General features: G+C 55.3%; 18 protein-coding genes. 15 read left to right on the top strand and 3 right to left on the bottom strand.

Going from position 1 to position 15,945, the window contains the following annotated elements; genetic code table 11:
• Positions 1 to 398: 398 nt before the first annotated feature.
• The 9 genes from ACEVJL_RS13605 to ACEVJL_RS13565 all read left to right on the top strand — a co-directional run bounded on the left by ACEVJL_RS13605 (position 399) and on the right by ACEVJL_RS13565 (position 9,350).
• Positions 399 to 713, top strand: a complete 315-nt coding sequence (locus tag ACEVJL_RS13605; RefSeq protein WP_235398429.1) for a hypothetical protein — start codon at positions 399 to 401, stop codon at positions 711 to 713.
• The gene (locus tag ACEVJL_RS13600; RefSeq protein WP_374738160.1) at positions 713 to 2,665 is read left to right on the top strand and encodes a V-type ATP synthase subunit I; all 1,953 of its coding nucleotides are present in this window, start codon (positions 713 to 715) and stop codon (positions 2,663 to 2,665) included. Before ACEVJL_RS13605 ends, ACEVJL_RS13600 begins: the two co-directional genes overlap by 1 nt.
• Positions 2,666 to 2,686: 21 nt before the next feature.
• Entirely contained in the window at positions 2,687 to 3,205 is a 519-nt protein-coding gene (locus tag ACEVJL_RS13595; protein WP_084203533.1) for a V-type ATP synthase subunit K, read from the top strand.
• A 19-nt stretch (positions 3,206 to 3,224) separates the two neighbouring features.
• On the top strand, positions 3,225 to 3,914 hold the full coding sequence (locus ACEVJL_RS13590) for a V-type ATP synthase subunit E (RefSeq protein WP_008979918.1): 690 nt from the start codon (positions 3,225 to 3,227) through the stop codon (positions 3,912 to 3,914).
• A gap of 17 nt (positions 3,915 to 3,931) precedes the next feature.
• The gene (locus tag ACEVJL_RS13585) at positions 3,932 to 4,930 is read left to right on the top strand and encodes a V-type ATPase subunit (RefSeq protein ID WP_374738159.1); all 999 of its coding nucleotides are present in this window, start codon (positions 3,932 to 3,934) and stop codon (positions 4,928 to 4,930) included.
• Between the two features lie 9 nt (positions 4,931 to 4,939).
• Positions 4,940 to 5,254: a V-type ATP synthase subunit F gene (locus ACEVJL_RS13580; protein ID WP_151075456.1), complete on the top strand. Its 315-nt coding sequence runs from the start codon at positions 4,940 to 4,942 to the stop codon at positions 5,252 to 5,254.
• A 248-nt stretch (positions 5,255 to 5,502) separates the two neighbouring features.
• On the top strand, positions 5,503 to 7,275 hold the full coding sequence (locus tag ACEVJL_RS13575) for a V-type ATP synthase subunit A (protein ID WP_110441263.1): 1,773 nt from the start codon (positions 5,503 to 5,505) through the stop codon (positions 7,273 to 7,275).
• Entirely contained in the window at positions 7,272 to 8,648 is a 1,377-nt protein-coding gene (locus ACEVJL_RS13570) for a V-type ATP synthase subunit B (protein WP_008979922.1), read from the top strand. Before ACEVJL_RS13575 ends, ACEVJL_RS13570 begins: the two co-directional genes overlap by 4 nt.
• Before the next feature lie 12 nt (positions 8,649 to 8,660).
• On the top strand, positions 8,661 to 9,350 hold the full coding sequence (locus ACEVJL_RS13565; protein WP_235398433.1) for a V-type ATP synthase subunit D: 690 nt from the start codon (positions 8,661 to 8,663) through the stop codon (positions 9,348 to 9,350).
• A 45-nt stretch (positions 9,351 to 9,395) separates the two neighbouring features.
• Here ACEVJL_RS13565 and ACEVJL_RS13560 read toward each other — a convergent pair whose 3' ends face one another.
• The 3 genes from ACEVJL_RS13560 to ACEVJL_RS13550 form a co-directional block, all read right to left on the bottom strand.
• Positions 9,396 to 9,686, bottom strand: a complete 291-nt coding sequence (locus ACEVJL_RS13560) for a hypothetical protein (RefSeq protein WP_374738158.1) — start codon at positions 9,684 to 9,686, stop codon at positions 9,396 to 9,398.
• Positions 9,687 to 9,772: 86 nt separating this feature from the next.
• Complete coding sequence (locus ACEVJL_RS13555) at positions 9,773 to 10,606, bottom strand: MSCRAMM family protein (RefSeq protein WP_374738157.1); 834 nt, start codon at positions 10,604 to 10,606, stop codon at positions 9,773 to 9,775.
• Between the two features lie 269 nt (positions 10,607 to 10,875).
• The gene (locus ACEVJL_RS13550; RefSeq protein WP_374738156.1) at positions 10,876 to 11,436 is read right to left on the bottom strand and encodes a helix-turn-helix domain-containing protein; all 561 of its coding nucleotides are present in this window, start codon (positions 11,434 to 11,436) and stop codon (positions 10,876 to 10,878) included.
• Positions 11,437 to 11,558: 122 nt separating this feature from the next.
• On the opposite strand from ACEVJL_RS13550, the gene ACEVJL_RS13545 reads away from it, so the two are divergent.
• From ACEVJL_RS13545 to ACEVJL_RS13520, 6 genes are all read left to right on the top strand, one after another.
• The gene (locus ACEVJL_RS13545) at positions 11,559 to 11,801 is read left to right on the top strand and encodes a helix-turn-helix domain-containing protein (RefSeq protein ID WP_374738155.1); all 243 of its coding nucleotides are present in this window, start codon (positions 11,559 to 11,561) and stop codon (positions 11,799 to 11,801) included.
• A gap of 72 nt (positions 11,802 to 11,873) precedes the next feature.
• Positions 11,874 to 13,682, top strand: a complete 1,809-nt coding sequence (locus ACEVJL_RS13540) for a Mu transposase C-terminal domain-containing protein (RefSeq protein ID WP_374738154.1) — start codon at positions 11,874 to 11,876, stop codon at positions 13,680 to 13,682.
• A 12-nt stretch (positions 13,683 to 13,694) separates the two neighbouring features.
• On the top strand, positions 13,695 to 14,603 hold the full coding sequence (locus ACEVJL_RS13535; RefSeq protein WP_374738153.1) for an AAA family ATPase: 909 nt from the start codon (positions 13,695 to 13,697) through the stop codon (positions 14,601 to 14,603).
• 166 nt (positions 14,604 to 14,769) lie between these two features.
• On the top strand, positions 14,770 to 15,066 hold the full coding sequence (locus ACEVJL_RS13530) for a DUF6809 family protein (RefSeq protein WP_374738152.1): 297 nt from the start codon (positions 14,770 to 14,772) through the stop codon (positions 15,064 to 15,066).
• 14 nt (positions 15,067 to 15,080) lie between these two features.
• Positions 15,081 to 15,386 (top strand): hypothetical protein, encoded by a 306-nt coding sequence (locus tag ACEVJL_RS13525; RefSeq protein WP_374738151.1) that lies wholly within the window; start codon positions 15,081 to 15,083, stop codon positions 15,384 to 15,386.
• Positions 15,387 to 15,647: 261 nt separating this feature from the next.
• On the top strand, positions 15,648 to 15,941 hold the full coding sequence (locus ACEVJL_RS13520; RefSeq protein ID WP_374738150.1) for a Mor transcription activator family protein: 294 nt from the start codon (positions 15,648 to 15,650) through the stop codon (positions 15,939 to 15,941).
• Positions 15,942 to 15,945: the final 4 nt, after the last annotated feature.

Below are 15,945 nucleotides of genomic sequence, written 5' to 3'. Positions count from 1 at the left end.
AATATCTGTGTGTGCGTATAGCTTCTTTTGCCCATGATAATACCCCCTAATGTAGTTACTTTTATTTTCCTACATTAGGGGGTGTTTTGTCTATTGTCCGTTTTTAATGGACCTGTTCACTACGGAAATGGGCGGTTTTTTGCAGCTGTGCAGGGAGTAGGATTCATACAAAATGCGAAAACTGTAAAAAAACGTGTAATAAGCAACAAAACCGGAAGAGAAAGGAAAGAAAAGACTGGAAAAAAGGCCTAGAAATGAAAAAGAGAGGAATTGGACCGTGAAGGGGAGGGGAAAATGTGCTTGCAATTCTGTGCGATTTCGCCTAAAATCAGAGCTAGATATCCAATGTGTTTCAAGAACAAAATATCGCACAACGAAACAACAGGGTGGTGATTGATATGGCAGTGGAAGAGATCAAGAAAGTGGCCCAGCTGGAGCAGGAAATGAAACAGCGCAAGGAGGCCGCTGTGGCCGAGGGCAAGCAGCGTGTGCTGGAAGCCCAGCGTCTGGCCCGCCGTCAGTTGGAGGAGTCCCGTCAGGAGGCGGAGCTCCAGATCCGGCAGATGATGGCCAAGGCAGAGGCGGAGGCCGCCCAGTGGACCTTGGACGCGCTGAAAGACGCCACGCAGGAATGCGAGGAGTTTAAAACAAAAGCCCGGGGCCGGCTGGACCAGGCCGCGGCGTTCATTGTGGAAAAGGTTGTGAATAGCTGATGGCAATCGTCAAAATGAAGGGGCTGCGGCTGCTGGCCATGCGCAGCGACCGAGAGGCGCTGCTGGAGCTGCTGCAGGGGATGGGCTGCGTGGAGATCGACGAGCCCGACCAGGATCCCCAGACCTGGCAGGGGCTGCTCTCACAGCTGGGGAGCCAGACGCTCTCCCGGCCCGATGGGCAGGCGCTCTCCCAGGCCCGGGAGGATCTGCAGGCGGCCCAGCGTGCTCTGGCGGTGCTCAAGCGGCACGGAGATAAGGGAAGAGGCCTGCTGGCACCCCGTCCAAGACTCACCCGGCAGCAGCTGTTTGACGGGGAGGAGCAGGGAAAACAGGCGGTGCAGCAGGTCCTGGAGGCCGACCGCCAGCTTGCTGCCCTGGAGGCCCAGCACAGCAAGCTGCTGACCCAGCGAGCCGCTCTGGCCCCTTGGCTGGAGCTGAATATTCCTCTGGACACGGCTTCCACCCAGGAGATGGTGGTGCAGTTTGGCACCGTCACCGCCGGTGTGGAGCTGGAGCAGGTGCAGCGGGCGGTGGAAGGGGCCAGCGAGTTGGCCCAGCTCACCCAGGCCAGTGTGGACCGGGATGTGCGCTACTGTCTGCTGGTATGTCACACCAGCGCCCAGGAGGAAGTGCTCCAGGCGCTGCGGGACTTTGGATGGTCCCGCATGAACCTGTCCGGCTGGACCGGAAACGCAAAGGAGAACGACCAGCGCATTGCCCAGGAGTTGGAACAGAACGAGCAGGAGAGCGCTCAGGCGGAGCAGCAGCTGGCCCAGCTGACCAGTTTGGCCGAGCCCATCCGTCAGGCCGCTGACCGTGCTTCGGTCCGCATCAACCGGGAGGAGGGGCGTAGCCGCCTGCTGGATACGGAGAAGACCTTCCTGCTGGAGGGCTGGGTGCCGGAGGAAAACTGGCCCCAGCTGGAGAGCCAGATGAAGAATTACCCCTGCGCCTGGGAGCTGCGGGATCCCACCGAGGAGGAATACCCCAAGGTGCCCGTGAAGCTGAAAAACAACTGGTTTACCCGGCCTCTCAGTATGGTCACTGAGATGTACTCTCTGCCCGCCTATAACGGGTTGGACCCCAACCCCCTGATGGCCCCGTTCTTTATCCTGTTTTACGGGATCATGATGGCCGACATGGGGTACGGGCTGCTGATGATGATCGCCTCGGTGGTGGTGCTGAAAAAGTCCCGTCCCCGGGCAGGTATGCACAACTTCTTTGCTCTGCTGGGGCTGTGTGGTGTGAGCACCTTTATCATGGGAGCGGTGACCGGAGGATTCTTCGGTGACTTTATCCCTCAGCTCCTGAAACTTATCAACCCGGAGAGCACCTTTGTTTGGTTCTGGCCCACTCTGTTTACTCCCCTGGAGGATACCATGATGATCCTGGTGGGAGCTATGGCTTTGGGCTTTGTCCAGATCCTGGTGGGCATGGCTATCAGCTTTGTGAAAAAGCTGCGCCGTGGCCAGGTGATGGGCGCCATCTGGGAAGAGGTCACCTGGTGGGTGGTCTTTGCCGGACTGGCTCTGGCCATTCTGGGTGTGACCAATCTGGTGATTATTCTGGGCGGCGTGATGGTGGTGGCCGGACCCATCCTGACGGAGAAGGGGTTTGGCAAGATCACCGGCATTTTCGGTTCCCTTTACAACCATGTGACGGGTTACTTCGGCGACATCCTGTCCTACTCCCGTCTTATGGCCCTGATGCTGGCAGGCAGCGTCATTGCTCAGGTGTTCAATACCCTGGGCGCCATCCCAGGGAATGTGGTGATCTTTATCATCATTTCCATGCTGGGCAATGCCCTTAACTTTGCCCTGAACCTGCTGGGATGCTACGTCCACGACTTGCGTCTGCAATGTCTGGAATACTTCAATAAGTTCTATGAGGATGGAGGCAAGCCCTTCCGTCCCATGAAGCTGGATACCAACTACTATGATGTGGTGAAATAAAAGGAGGACAACACAATGGATATGAATCAACTGATTGAATTGCAGCAGAGCGCAACGTTCCTGGGCAGCATCGGTGGTTTGGCCCTGGCCCTGCTGGGCGCAGGTCTGGCGGCGGTGCTCAGCGGCATCGGCTCCGCCAAGGGCACCGGCATCGCCGGTGAGGCGGGCACCGGCCTGCTGTGTGAGGACCCCAGCAAGTTTGGTAAGGTCATGATCCTTCAGGTTATCCCCGGCACCCAGGGCCTGTACGGCCTGGTGGTGTGGTTCTTCGCCGTGTTCCGCATGGGCCTGCTCTCCGGTACTCTGCCCGAACTCACTGTGGCTCAGGGTATGCAGTACTTTGTGGCCTGCCTGCCCATGGCGCTGGGCGGCCTGTTCTCCGCCATTGCTCAGGGCCGCGTGGCTGCTGGCTCCATCAACATTCTGGCTAAGAAGCCCGATGACTGGTCCAAGGGCATGGTGCTGTGCATTACCGTAGAGTTCTACGCCATTCTGTCTCTGCTGGCCTCCATGCTGATGATCATCAACATCAGCGCCTGAGCCGGGAAAGGAACGCGCTATGGACGGAATTGAAAAAATCACGGCCCGGATCCAGGCCGATGGTCAGGCAGAGCTGGACCGCCTGAAAGAGGATGTCCGGCAGCAGCTGCAGACCATCCACACCCAGACCCAGGACCAGGTGGACCGGGAGCGGCAGGACATCCTCTCCCGGGGCGAGAAGGCTGCCGCCGAGCGCCTGGAGCGGCTGAAATCCGCCGCCGAGATGGAAAAGCGCAAGCTGGCGCTGGCCGCCAAGCAGGAGGTGCTCTCCGAGGCCTTTGATAAGGCTCTGGAGCAGCTGTGCGCTCTGCCCGATGAGCAGTACATCCAGCTGCTCACCCATCTGGTGCTTCAGGCGGTGTCCACGGGCAAGGAGCAGCTGGTATTCTCCCCCAAGGACCGCAACCGCATCGGCAAGCAGGTGGTGGTGGCCGCCAACGAGGCCCTGGTGAAGAACGTGGCCCCTGAGCTGCCTGAGTCCATTACCGACTCCAAGGTGGGCGCTTTTGTGGGCAAGCTGGTCAACAGTGCCACCGCCCAGATCACCGGCACCGGCCTGCTGTCCCTCTCGGAGGAGACCCGGAACATCCGGGGCGGCTTCATCCTGGTGGACGGTCCCATCGAGGTCAACTGTGCCTTTGAGACCTTGGTGCGGCTGCAGCGGGAGAAGCTGGAAAAACAAGTGGCTGACATTTTGTTTGAAGCCTGAGAGTGAGGAGGGATACCTTGTCTCACATCAAAGATACCGACTACCTGGGCATCTCCACCCGGATCCACGCCATGGAAAACCGGATGCTGACCCGGGAGCGGATGGACCGGATGATCGAGGCCCGGGACGACGCCGAGGCCCTGAAGGTCCTCTCCGAATGCGGCTATGCAGGCGGGGAGACCATAGAGGTCCAAAACCTGGAGCAGGTGTTGGCCGCGGAGCGGGCTTCCGCCTTTCGGGAGATCCGTACTGCTCTGCCTGACACCCGCATCGCCGATGTATTTCAGATCAAGTATGATTACCACAACGCCAAAGTGCTGGTGAAGGCACAGGCGCTGGGCAAGGATGGGGAGCGGTTGCTCCTGTCCGGAGGCCGCTATGATCCCAAAGAGCTGCTGGAGGGCTGGCGTAAGGAGGAGCTGAGAGGACTCAGCGACGCCTTCCGAACCGCCCTGAAGCAGGCACAGGAGACTCTGGCCGCCACCAAAGACCCTCAGCTGTCCGACCTGGTACTGGACCGGGCCTGTTATGAGGAGATGGCCCAGCTGGCCAAGGACACAGGAAGCAAATTCTTGCAGGGCTATGTCTCTCTGAGCGTGGATGTAGCCAACCTGCGTACCGCTGTGCGGGTCCACCGTATGGACAAGGTCAGCGACTTTTTAAGCCAGGTGCTGCTGCCCGGCGGCAGTGTTTCTCCCCGGGCCATTGCCGCCCAGCGGGGCGAGGAGCTCTCCAGTCTGTTCCAGACCGGACCTCTGGCCGGGGCGGCAGAGCTGGGCAGTAAGCTGGCCCAGCCGGGGGCAGGAGCCCTCACCGCTTTTGAGCGGGAGTGCGACAACGCCCTCACCGCCTACCTGGAGGCTGCCCGCCGGGTGCCCTTTGGAGAGCAGGCAGTCATTGGCTACCTGTACGCCAAAGAGGCGGAGCTCACCGCCGTGCGTACCATTCTGGCCGGCCGTCGGGCCGGACTGAGCGGAGAGCGCATCCGGGAGCGGCTGCGGGAAACTTATGTGTAAGGGAGGTGGATGGACATGTATCGCATTGCGGTGATCGGTGACGCGGACAGCGTGCTGGGCTTTCAGGCCCTGGGGCTGGAGGTGTGCCCGGTAAACAGCGCGGACGAGGCGCGGCAGGCCATCCACCGGATGGCACGGGAGAACTACGCCATCCTCTACCTGACCGAGCAGCTGGCCGCTCAGCTGAAAAGCGATATCGCCCGTTACCAGGACGCGGTCACACCTGCCATCATCCTGATTCCCGGGAAGGAAGGTTCTCTGGGCATCGGTATGGCCAACGTGAAGAGCGCCGTGGAGCGCGCTGTGGGCGCCGATATTCTCTAACCGCTTTCTTGTAAGAAAGCTCCTACTTTTCTTGAAAGAAAAGTAGGCAAAAGAACTTCCTGCAAAACTTTGTTTTGCTTCTGCGCTTGCCTAAGAGAGGGTTGGAGGCAGAAAGTCTAGCACCCATCCTGGTAAAAACTAGCGTGAAATAAAATTTCACGCATCGGAAATTTTTGCGCCGCTTTTTATAAAAAGCGGATGGGGTCCAGGGGCAAAGCCCCTGGCGAAGAAAGAAGGTTTGTTAGCCTATGGGAAAAATCGTTAAGGTCTCCGGTCCTCTGGTGGTCGCCACCGGTATGACTGAGGCCAACATGGCCGACGTGGTCCGTGTGGGCGAGCAGCGCCTCATTGGCGAGATCCTCACCATGACCGGCGATTCCGCCTCCATCCAGGTTTACGAGGAGACCTCCGGCCTGGGTCCCGGGGCGGAAGTGGTCACCACCGGCGCCCCTCTGTCCGTAGAGCTGGGCCCCGGCCTCATTGAGAATATCTACGACGGCATCCAGCGTCCCCTGGAGGTCATCATGGAGAAGGTGCAGGGCAACAACCTGCCCCGCGGCGTGGAAGTGCCTGCCCTGGACCGGGAGAAGAAGTGGGAGTTTACCCCCACCGTGGAGCCCGGTGCCCAGGTCATCGGCGGCGATGTCATCGGCACCGTCCAGGAGACCGACTCCATCCTCCACAAGATCATGATCCCCCCCAAGATGCAGGGCAAGATCGTCTCCATCCAGGGCGGCTCGTATACCGTCACGGAGACGGTAGCCGTGCTGGAGCAGCCTGATGGCTCCAAGACCGAGCTGTCCCTCATGCAGAAGTGGCCCGTCCGTGTGGGCCGCCCCTACAAGCACAAGTATCCTCCCACCATCCCTCTCCAGTCCGGACAACGGATCGTGGATACATTCTTCCCCGTAGCCAAGGGCGGCACCGCCGCCATCCCCGGTCCCTTCGGCTCCGGCAAGACGGTGATGCAGCACGCTCTGGCCAAGTGGTCTGACGTGGACCTGGTGGTCTACATCGGCTGCGGCGAGCGCGGCAACGAGATGACCGACGTGCTGCGGGAGTTCCCTGAGCTAGTGGACCCCCGTACCGGCCAGTCTCTGATGAAGCGTACCGTGCTGATCGCCAACACCTCTGATATGCCCGTGGCCGCCCGTGAGGCGTCTATCTACACCGGCATCACCATCGCCGAGTATTTCCGTGACATGGGCTACGCCGTGGCCGTTATCGCCGACTCCACATCCCGCTGGGCCGAGGCTCTGCGTGAGATGTCCGGCCGTCTGGAAGAGATGCCCGGTGAGGAAGGCTACCCCGCCTACCTCAGCTCCCGTCTGGCTCAGTTCTACGAGCGAGCCGGCAGCGTGGCCTGCCTGGGCTCCGATGACCGCCGGGGCAGCCTGACCGCCGTAGGCGCTGTGTCGCCTCCCGGCGGCGACCTATCCGAACCTGTCTCCCAGGCCACCATGCGTATTGTCAAGGTGTTCTGGGCTCTGGACGCCTCCCTGGCTTACCGCCGCCACTTCCCCGCCATCAACTGGCTGAACTCCTACTCCCTGTATCTGGACTCCCTGAAGCCCTGGTACGACGAGCATCTGGGCAAGGAGTTCCTCCAGAACCGAGAGTGGGCCATGGCCGTCCTCCAGGAGGAGGCCAACCTCAACGAGATCGTGCAGCTGGTCGGTAAGGACTCCCTGTCCGCCAAGGACCAGATCACTCTGGAAGTGGCCAAGATGATCCGTGAGGACTTCCTGCAGCAGAACTCCTTTGTGGATATCGATTCCTACTCTGAGTACGACCGTCAGGCTCGTATGCTGGTGCTGATCCGGGACTACGACGAGCACTGCCGCGCTGCCGCTGAGCGGGGCGGGAACCTCAACGAGCTGTTCTCCGTACCTGTGCGTGAAAAGATCGGTCGCGCCAAGTCGGTGCCCGCCGACCAGTATCTGGACAACTACGCCAACATTATGGTGGAACTGGAAGAGGAGACCAACGCCATTGGCGAGAAGGGAGAGATGGCTCTGTGATTCGGGAATATAAAACCATCCAAGAGATCTCCGGCCCGCTGATGGTGGTCAACCACGTCCAGGGTGTCACCTATGACGAGCTGGCCGAGATCGAGCTGGCTGACGGCACTGTCCGTCGCTGTAAGGTGCTGGAAGTCAACGGCGACTCCGCCGTGGTGCAGTTGTTTGAAAACTCCGCCGGTATCAACCTGGCTCAGTCCAAGATTCGCTTCTTGGGCCATCCTCTCCAGCTGGCCGTGTCCGGCGATATGCTGGGCCGCGTGTTCAACGGCATGGGCGAGCCCATTGACGGCGGCCCTGCCATTCTGGCCGACGAGTACCGGGATATCAACGGTCTGGCCATGAACCCTGCCGCCCGGAACTACCCCAACGAGTTTATCCAGACGGGCATTTCCACCATTGACGGCCTGAACACCCTGGTCCGTGGTCAGAAGCTGCCCATCTTCTCCGGTTCCGGTCTGCCCCACGCCGCGCTGGCTGCTCAGATTGCCCGTCAGGCCAAGGTGCTGGACGGCGAGTCCAACTTCGCCGTGGTCTTCGCCGCCATTGGTATCACCTTCGAGGAGTCTGAGTTCTTCGTCAGCGAGTTTAAGCGCACCGGCGCCATTGACCGTACTGTCCTGTTCACCAACCTGGCCAACGACCCCGCCGTCGAGCGTATCGCCACCCCCCGTATGGCTCTGACCGCCGCGGAGTATCTGGCCTTTGAGAAGAACATGCACGTGCTGGTCATTCTCACCGACATTACCAACTACGCCGAGGCTCTGCGTGAGATTTCTGCGGCTAAGAAGGAAGTTCCCGGCCGCCGCGGCTACCCCGGCTACCTGTACACCGACTTGGCTACCATGTACGAGCGTGCCGGCCGCCAGATGGGCAAGGAAGGATCCATCACCATGATCCCCATCCTCACCATGCCTGAGGATGACAAGACCCACCCCATCCCCGACCTCACCGGCTATATCACCGAGGGCCAGATCATTCTGTCTCGTGAGCTGTACCGCCGGGGCGTCAATCCCCCTGTGGACGTGCTGCCCTCCCTGTCCCGTCTGAAGGATAAGGGTACCGGTGCGGGCAAGACCCGTGAGGACCACTCGGGTACCATGAACCAGCTCTTTGCCGCCTATGCCACCGGTAAGGAAAACAAGGAGCTTATGTCCATCCTGGGTGAGGCCGCCCTGAGCCCCACTGATCTGCTGTATGCCAAGTTTGCCGACGAGTTTGAAAAGCGCTATGTCTCCCAGGGCACCGAGGAGAACCGCTCCATTGAGGAGACCCTGGACCTGGGCTGGGAGCTGCTGAGTATCCTGCCCCGCAGTGAGCTCAAGCGCATTAAGCCCGAGTATATCGACAAGTATCTGCCCAAGAAGGATTAAGGGGGGATTGGAATGCCTTCCACAACAATAAATCCCACCCGTATGGAACTGACCCGGCTGAAAGGCCGGCTGAAGACCGCCCAGCGGGGCCACAAGCTGCTCAAAGATAAGCGCGACGAGCTGATGAAGCAGTTTATGGATGTGGTGCGGGAGAACCGGGCCCTTCGGAAACGGGTAGAGGAGGGCCTTATGCGGGCCCACGGTTCCTTTACCGTAGCTGCCGCCCTTATGTCCCCTGAGATGCTGGAGCAGTCCCTCATGTACCCCAAGCAGTCCGTGGAGCTGGAGATGACTTTCCAGAACATCATGTCCGTGGATGTGCCAGAGTATCACTTCAAGACCCGCAGCCAGGACCCGGGTGAGGTCTATCCCTACGGCTTTGCCCAGACCAGCGGTGAGCTGGACGACGCGGTGGATGCCATGTCCCAGGTTTTTCAAGACATGCTGAAGCTGGCAGAGATCGAAAAGACCTCCCAGCTGCTGGCCGAGGAGATCGAGAAGACCCGCCGCCGTGTCAATGCTCTAGAGTATGTGAAGATCCCCCAGATGGAGGAGAGCATCAAATATATTACCATGAAGCTGGATGAGAACGAGCGCGCTAACACCATCCGGCTGATGAAGGTAAAGGATATGCTTCTGAAGGAAGCTATCGAGGAGCGCCGCAGCGAGGACGCCAAGGCGCTGGAGTCCTTTTCAAACTAAACATGAGAAAAGACCGGGAAGGCAGAGCCTTCCCGGTCTTCTTTGCTAGGTGAGATTATAGGCGCAGTGGCAGGGGAGCCTTCTCCAGTACCATTGACTGGAGTTGGGACAAAAGCGGCACTCCACATTGGAGCCTGGTGACAGGTGGATCCACAGGTCCTGCCGCCCGTGGGGACGGCAGAGAGTGAGCAAATAATCTCCTGGAGGCAGGGAAGAAAAATTGATCTCCTGGCTGCACAGCAGGCGATAGGTGCGTTCATGGCAGCCGGTATGACTTACTAACTGCACCCAGCTCCAAGGGCAGCAGGCGCCGCACAGCACCCGCAGGGCGCACAAGGCATACCGCTGGGAGAAGCACAGATTTTGCTCCGCTTCACCGTCACCCCACAGGCAGAAGGGAACTCCTACAGTCAGTGCACCGGTTACTGATTCATCTTGGCCTTGACCAGGTACTCGCCGCCGGTCACACCGCCGAACAGATATTTGCCGGCAGCATTGGTTTTGGTAGTAGCAACCAGCTTCTCCTGGCCATTTACCACCTGGAAAAGCCCGACGAAGCACCCGGCCACAGCATTGCTGTTCTGATCTCGGATGATACCGCTGACGGTGCCGTTATAAGTGCGGGAATCGGCGCTCATAGTCACCAATACGTTGGCGATGGAGCCATTAACAATGGTCACAGCCATAGGAGCAGCAGGCAGATATCCCATAGCGGAGGCCATCAGGGTGTAGGAACCGTCAGCCAGATCATAGAAGGCAAATTCGCCGTCATCCACAGAATAGGTGGTAGCTACCACTTCGTTGGCGGCATTGAGCAGAGAGAGTTTGGTGCCGGACAGCGGAGTCTCAGTCTTGTCTACCAGAGTTTTCACCACACCGGCAAGCGCACCCAGAGACAGGGAAGAATCTTGGGTGCATACCAGGTTGATCTGGGTGGTGTCGCTGGCAGTGAGGACCACGCCGGCGGCGTCGCTGAGGAGATACCCCTCCTTGACGGCAGCCAGAGTGTAGGTGCCAGCGGGAATACCGTCCAGAGTATATTCACCATTTTTATCAGTGAGGGTATGCTGGTAGGGTTTTCCCTTACTATCGAATAACTTAACGGTGGCATCGGGAATGGGATCGGTACTGTCGGTCACGGTGCCGTAAACAGTAGCGGTGGCAGTAGGAACCGGGGGCAGGGTTAGATTGATGTCAGCCTCCTGCATCCCGCTGATGGGAAAGTTCTGGCTGTATTGCTGTAGCGAGACACGCAAAACGATATTATTTCGTTAGTCGGTGAAATACCGTCAATCCATTGTGTAACAAGGGAAAACGGCGATTTTTACTAACGAAAATTTGACACACAAAACGTAATTGATAACCTGACTAACGAAATTCTATCCAACTGTTCAAAACCCCCGCAAACCCTGTTTAATAAAGGGCTTGCGGGGGTTTTATACTGTATTTATACGAAACGACTAACGAAAATTTGACACACAAAACGAAATTAATAAACATTCAAAAACATGGGATATTTATTCCATTATTTAATGCGCTCTTCAAGCAAACTATAGAGGTTGTCTAAACAGCTACCAACCTCATTTTTTAAACGTGAGAGCTTACTTCCTTGTAATAGTATTGAGTCTTCACCCACTGGCTCCTTTTGAGTAGTCTCGATAAACTGCGCTATTTCGTCAATTATGCCAGAGAGAGAATCGAGCAATAATTCCTGATACATTTCGCTTTTGTTGGTATCACGATAAATTGTAATAAGTGCAGCCAACATAAATTCTGTATTATATAAGCACCCATCACTCTTCTTATGTTTAAGCATTAAGTCTTCAAGGATATTGAGATATTGCTTAATCTTTGGCTTCGTTACTGTTGAAGATGGTACGCCCAAAAATTTATCGACTTTAAATTCGTATTTAATAAGCTTTAAAAGTGTTTCAGAGGGATTTTCTTTTCCGCTCTCAATTTTGCTGATATGTGCGTGAGTTACACCAAGTCGCGCTCCAAATTCTTGCTGAGATAGTCCGTACCTCTGGCGAATTGCCTTAATCATCTCTCCGTTAAGCTTTTCATTGCTGGATTCTAGTTTCATCTGTACCGCAGCCTTTCTTTAGTTACATTATTTCTTGTTGACTTTGTAACTAACTCACATTATAATAAACTTAGATAGTTCATTATATCTACTGCCACAACAAAATTCAAGGGGGTGAATATATGTCTAGGACTACCAATCTTAACAACAAGCCTCCTTTGGGTACGCTGATTGGTAGGCGACTGAAGGAAATTGGCAAACAACAAAAATGGCTTGCACAGGAAGCGCGGATATCAAAAACATATCTTTGCGCCGTCATCAATGGCAGGGCAATACCAACACTGGCAACACTAAAGCAAATTGCGAAACCTTTAGGCTTAGACCCATTTGACCTTGTTGCCGCGTTGTTCGGCAAAGAGTTTTGATGCCATAGCATCAGCCAATAAAGTATTTCTCTTTCGCATAAGATAATTCAGTTCGACAGGAGGTGAGTTCCTTTGACATGGCTAACAGTACAGGAAGCGGCACAGGCTCTTCAAGTAACTGAAAGAGCGATTCAAATCGCGGCACAACAAAATCGGTATGAATCTTGTCATGTCAAAGGCAAGGGCCGAGGCGGCAAGCAGCTGCGTATCGCCTTAGAATCACTTCCAGAGGAAGCTCAGGCCAAGTATCGTGGAGAGTTTCCTCCTCCCACTGACATCTTGCAGTTTACGGGAAAACAGCGGACTGAGGCCGACGCCAAGGCGTGGGTTGTGGAACAGTACCACCAATCAAGCCTTGCTCCAGATGAATTCGTTGCCTGGTTCAATGCCAACAACCCGCCTGAGGACGCAATCACCAAAAGCAAGTTGTTCCGCTGGCAACAGAAATATCAGGGCAAGAACGTGGCGGGCCTCATAGATCAGCGCGGCGGGTATAACCGGGGAGAGGACACCATACCAGCGGATGCCTGGGAACTGTTCTACTCCCTCTACATGACCCAGCAAAAACGATCCATCAGGCTTTGCTACGACGTAACCAAGATGCAATACCCCATGATTCCGTCCTACAAAACCTTTGCACGGAAGGTCCAGACGATTCCCTACTATGCCATCCTCTATTACCGTGAGGGGCCAAAAGCTTTCAATGACGCCCTTCCCTACATGGAGCGCAGCAGACTGGACATCGCTTCCAACGATATTTGGTTCAGTGACCATCATCTTGTAGATGTCTTCGTCAAGAGCGCAGACGGGACCAAGGCAATCCGTCCGTGGCTGACCGTGTTCTTTGACGCCCGCTCCAATCGCGTGATGTCCTTCGTAGTCAGAAATGCCGACCCTAACGCAACTGTCGTAAAGCGGTGCTTCCGTCTGGGCGTGGAACAGTATGGTGTTCCCAACGAGGTCTACTTCGACAACGGTAAGGACTACCGTTCCAGCAGCTTTAGCCGGGACTATCCCATGTCCCTTGTGAACCAGCTCGGAGTGGGAACCATATACGCCACCCCATACCACGGAGCAGCTAAGACTGTGGAGCGCTTCTTCGGCACCTTTACCAACCGCTTTAGCCGCAGATTCGACACTTATACCGGCTGCAACGCTAAAATCAGGCCCGAGTGTATGCAGGTCTCCGACCGAGAGATTTTGTCTCAGGCTCCCACGCTGGATAAATTTATCGAACTGCTTACCGCCTACATAGACGAGTATAATCAGACACCCAGCAGCGGAATCGACATGTGCGGAAAGTGCCCAGATGAGATTTACTTTGAAAACCTTGCGGTTAAGCGGGAGGTAACTGACCTTGACGCCCTCCGTCTCCTTTGCGGAAACTCTGAGGAGCGGGTAGTTAATAAAAACGGGGTCTCTATCAAGAACAATCATTATTTCAACGATTTGCTCCTTTCCCATCTGGGCGACCATGTGGTTGTAGTCTACGACCCGGACAACATCGATAAAATGGCTGTCTTTGATATGGATGGGCGGGCAATTTGTATGGCCGAGGCCAAAGTCCGTACCCCCTTCCGCCACACTACCGAGGAAGATTACATCAAGGCCGCCAAAGAGAAAAAGAAGGCACAGGCCATCGTTAAAAAGTACAAGCCTTCTCGTGATATGGATATTCACGAAATTATTGCCCGGAATCAGCTCATGGAAAAGGTTTTCAGCGAATCCGGAGAAACAGGTGTCGTAGAACAAATCACGCCCCAGGCAGTGCAAAACGCCGCCATTTTGAAAGCTACCGACCAGACGCAAAACACCCGGCGCATCAGAGAGGAGGAGAGCGCAAGCGCCACGCTGCTAGAATTCTATCAAAAACAGGCTTAAGGAGGTAATGAAATGTTTGCAGAGACCAGAGCTGCCCTAACTGAGTTCATGGAGCAGAGCCACAAATCCCAACGACAGATTTCGAAGGAAACAGATCTATCCACTTCTGTCATTTCTCAGTTCCTGAACGGCTCCTATACGGGCGACAACGAGGAAGTAGCCAAGACTATAATCCAGTATCTAACGGTCGGTAAAGAGCGTTTAAACAATGTTTCAGGCACCCAATTTTATCCAGAACTTTACAACACCAAAGAAGTCCTATTCACATGCTTTTACGCACATCGCCACAATGATTTAGCTTTGGTGAGCGGGGACGCCGGAGCCGGGAAAACAACCGCCCTTCGTTACTATGCAGAAACCAACACGGGCGTTGTCTTCGTTACTGCCAACGCTTGTACCACAACAGCAACCGCTATACTGGGGCTTATCTGCCAGCAGTTGGGACGGCAAGCCCCAGGACGGAAAGCAATGCTTATGAATGCGCTGGTGGAACAGCTTACCAACTCCAACCGCTTGATTATCATTGACGAGGCCGACCACTTATCCCTTGATGCTCTCCAGGCCGTGAGAAACCTCAACGATTTGGCCGGGGTGGGAGTTGTCCTTTCGGGAAACGACAAGATTTATCGCCAAATGCTTGCGGGCCGTAGGAGCTATGAGTTTGACCAGCTCCGCACCAGAATTGTTGTACGCAAGAAAGTGTTCAATGAATACACCGTGGAGGAGATGGAAGCCATGTTCCCCGGCCTCAATCAGGAGTGTATCAGCTACCTCTTGAAGTTGGCCCAGGTTGAAAGCCTCCGTACAGCAGTAAAACTGTATGATGTAGCCCTTGAATTTGCAGTGGCTCAGAAGACCACCCTTACGGTGAAGCGCCTCCGTGAAACTCAAAAACAGCTTTTGGGGGAGGTTGTTGCATGAACGCAAGATTTAAAGCAGGCAACAAAAATGAGAAAAAGGCGGCTGCTACCGCAAATAGCAACCGCCCGAACGCTGGGGAAACTTCTGCTACGAAGTCCCTAATAGTATAACATCTGGTTCAGAGATTTTCAAGATAAGACCGGCTCAAATAGAAAGGAGCGTTAAAATGAAAGAATTCGATTTTGAATCGCTGGATATCAGCACAGCAAACAATGAAACCATTTCCGCACTGGGAGATGTTTTATGGCACCTTACCTCGGAACGGTGTGAAGAGGAGGACCGGATTGACCAGGAATTTGATGGTGTCCTTGAATCTCTGCTGTTCAGCTTTAATCCTAAACAGCAAAAGCTGTTTGAGCGCTACCAACAGCAGGAAGCGGAGCTGCTGCGCCTCGCGGAGACACGGCGGTTTATATGCGGATTTAAAGCCGCTATGCGGTTGGCCCTGGAAAGCATGAAGTAAGGAGGGTATGTAAAATGTTGAGCAAAAGAGTTTTGGACGCCCTGCGGGAAGAATTCCACGATGAATTTGGCGAGCTGAGCGAGAGGGATGACTACATACAGCGCATGAAGGCCGACGCCTTCGCGCTGATCGGCAGCATGGCCCCAAACGACAGGCGGTTAGAGGTTGAGGTCGATGACGCCATCACGGGCATTGTCTCGGCTTCGTCCCTGCTGGGCTTCTATATCGGCCTCAAGACTGGGGCTGACATGGAGCGGCATATCTCCGATTCCAAGTTCCCGGAGCAGATTTTGAAGGTGTTCCGAGAGTTCAATGAATAATCTTGTTTCTACCCCCGTTATCACGCGTGATAACGGGGGTTTAATCGTCCGGGCGTATGTGTGACCATCCGTGCACAAAAGACGCTTATGCGCTCTTTAAACGGCGAATTGAGCGGGTGGTGAATATCGTCTATGCGCGGGTCTCACTGTCACATTTGATTTTTGCTTAGAGGTAATTCAAAGAAATGCTTCAACAAGACTTTTCGTAGAAATAGCGTTACTATTAAAATGCAATTTGTTTGCTGAAAGGCGGTGCATAACGTGTTGGAGCCATGGACAAATGAGCTTACATCTTCCATGCTGCCCGAAGGGATATGTAAAAAAATCGCTGAGGAAATCGGGGCGGACAATCTTCTAAAATTGGCTGTGCTGGTTGGCGGTTCAACCTTCTATATGCCTCAAGCTGAAAGCATTCTACGACCGCTCAGAGACCAGAAAATCAAAGAGGCATACAACGGTTACAACATTCCAGAGCTTGCAGAAAGATACGGCGTCACCCAGCGGCTTGTTCAGCAAATTGTACGGCAGAAACCATCTTATCCCACATCTGACTAAAAAG

The sequence above is a fragment of the Flintibacter porci genome (assembly GCF_041925195.1).
Taxonomy (GTDB): Bacteria; Bacillota; Clostridia; order Oscillospirales; family Oscillospiraceae; genus Lawsonibacter; species Lawsonibacter porci.
This window is presented reverse-complemented; position numbering and strand designations above follow the sequence as displayed.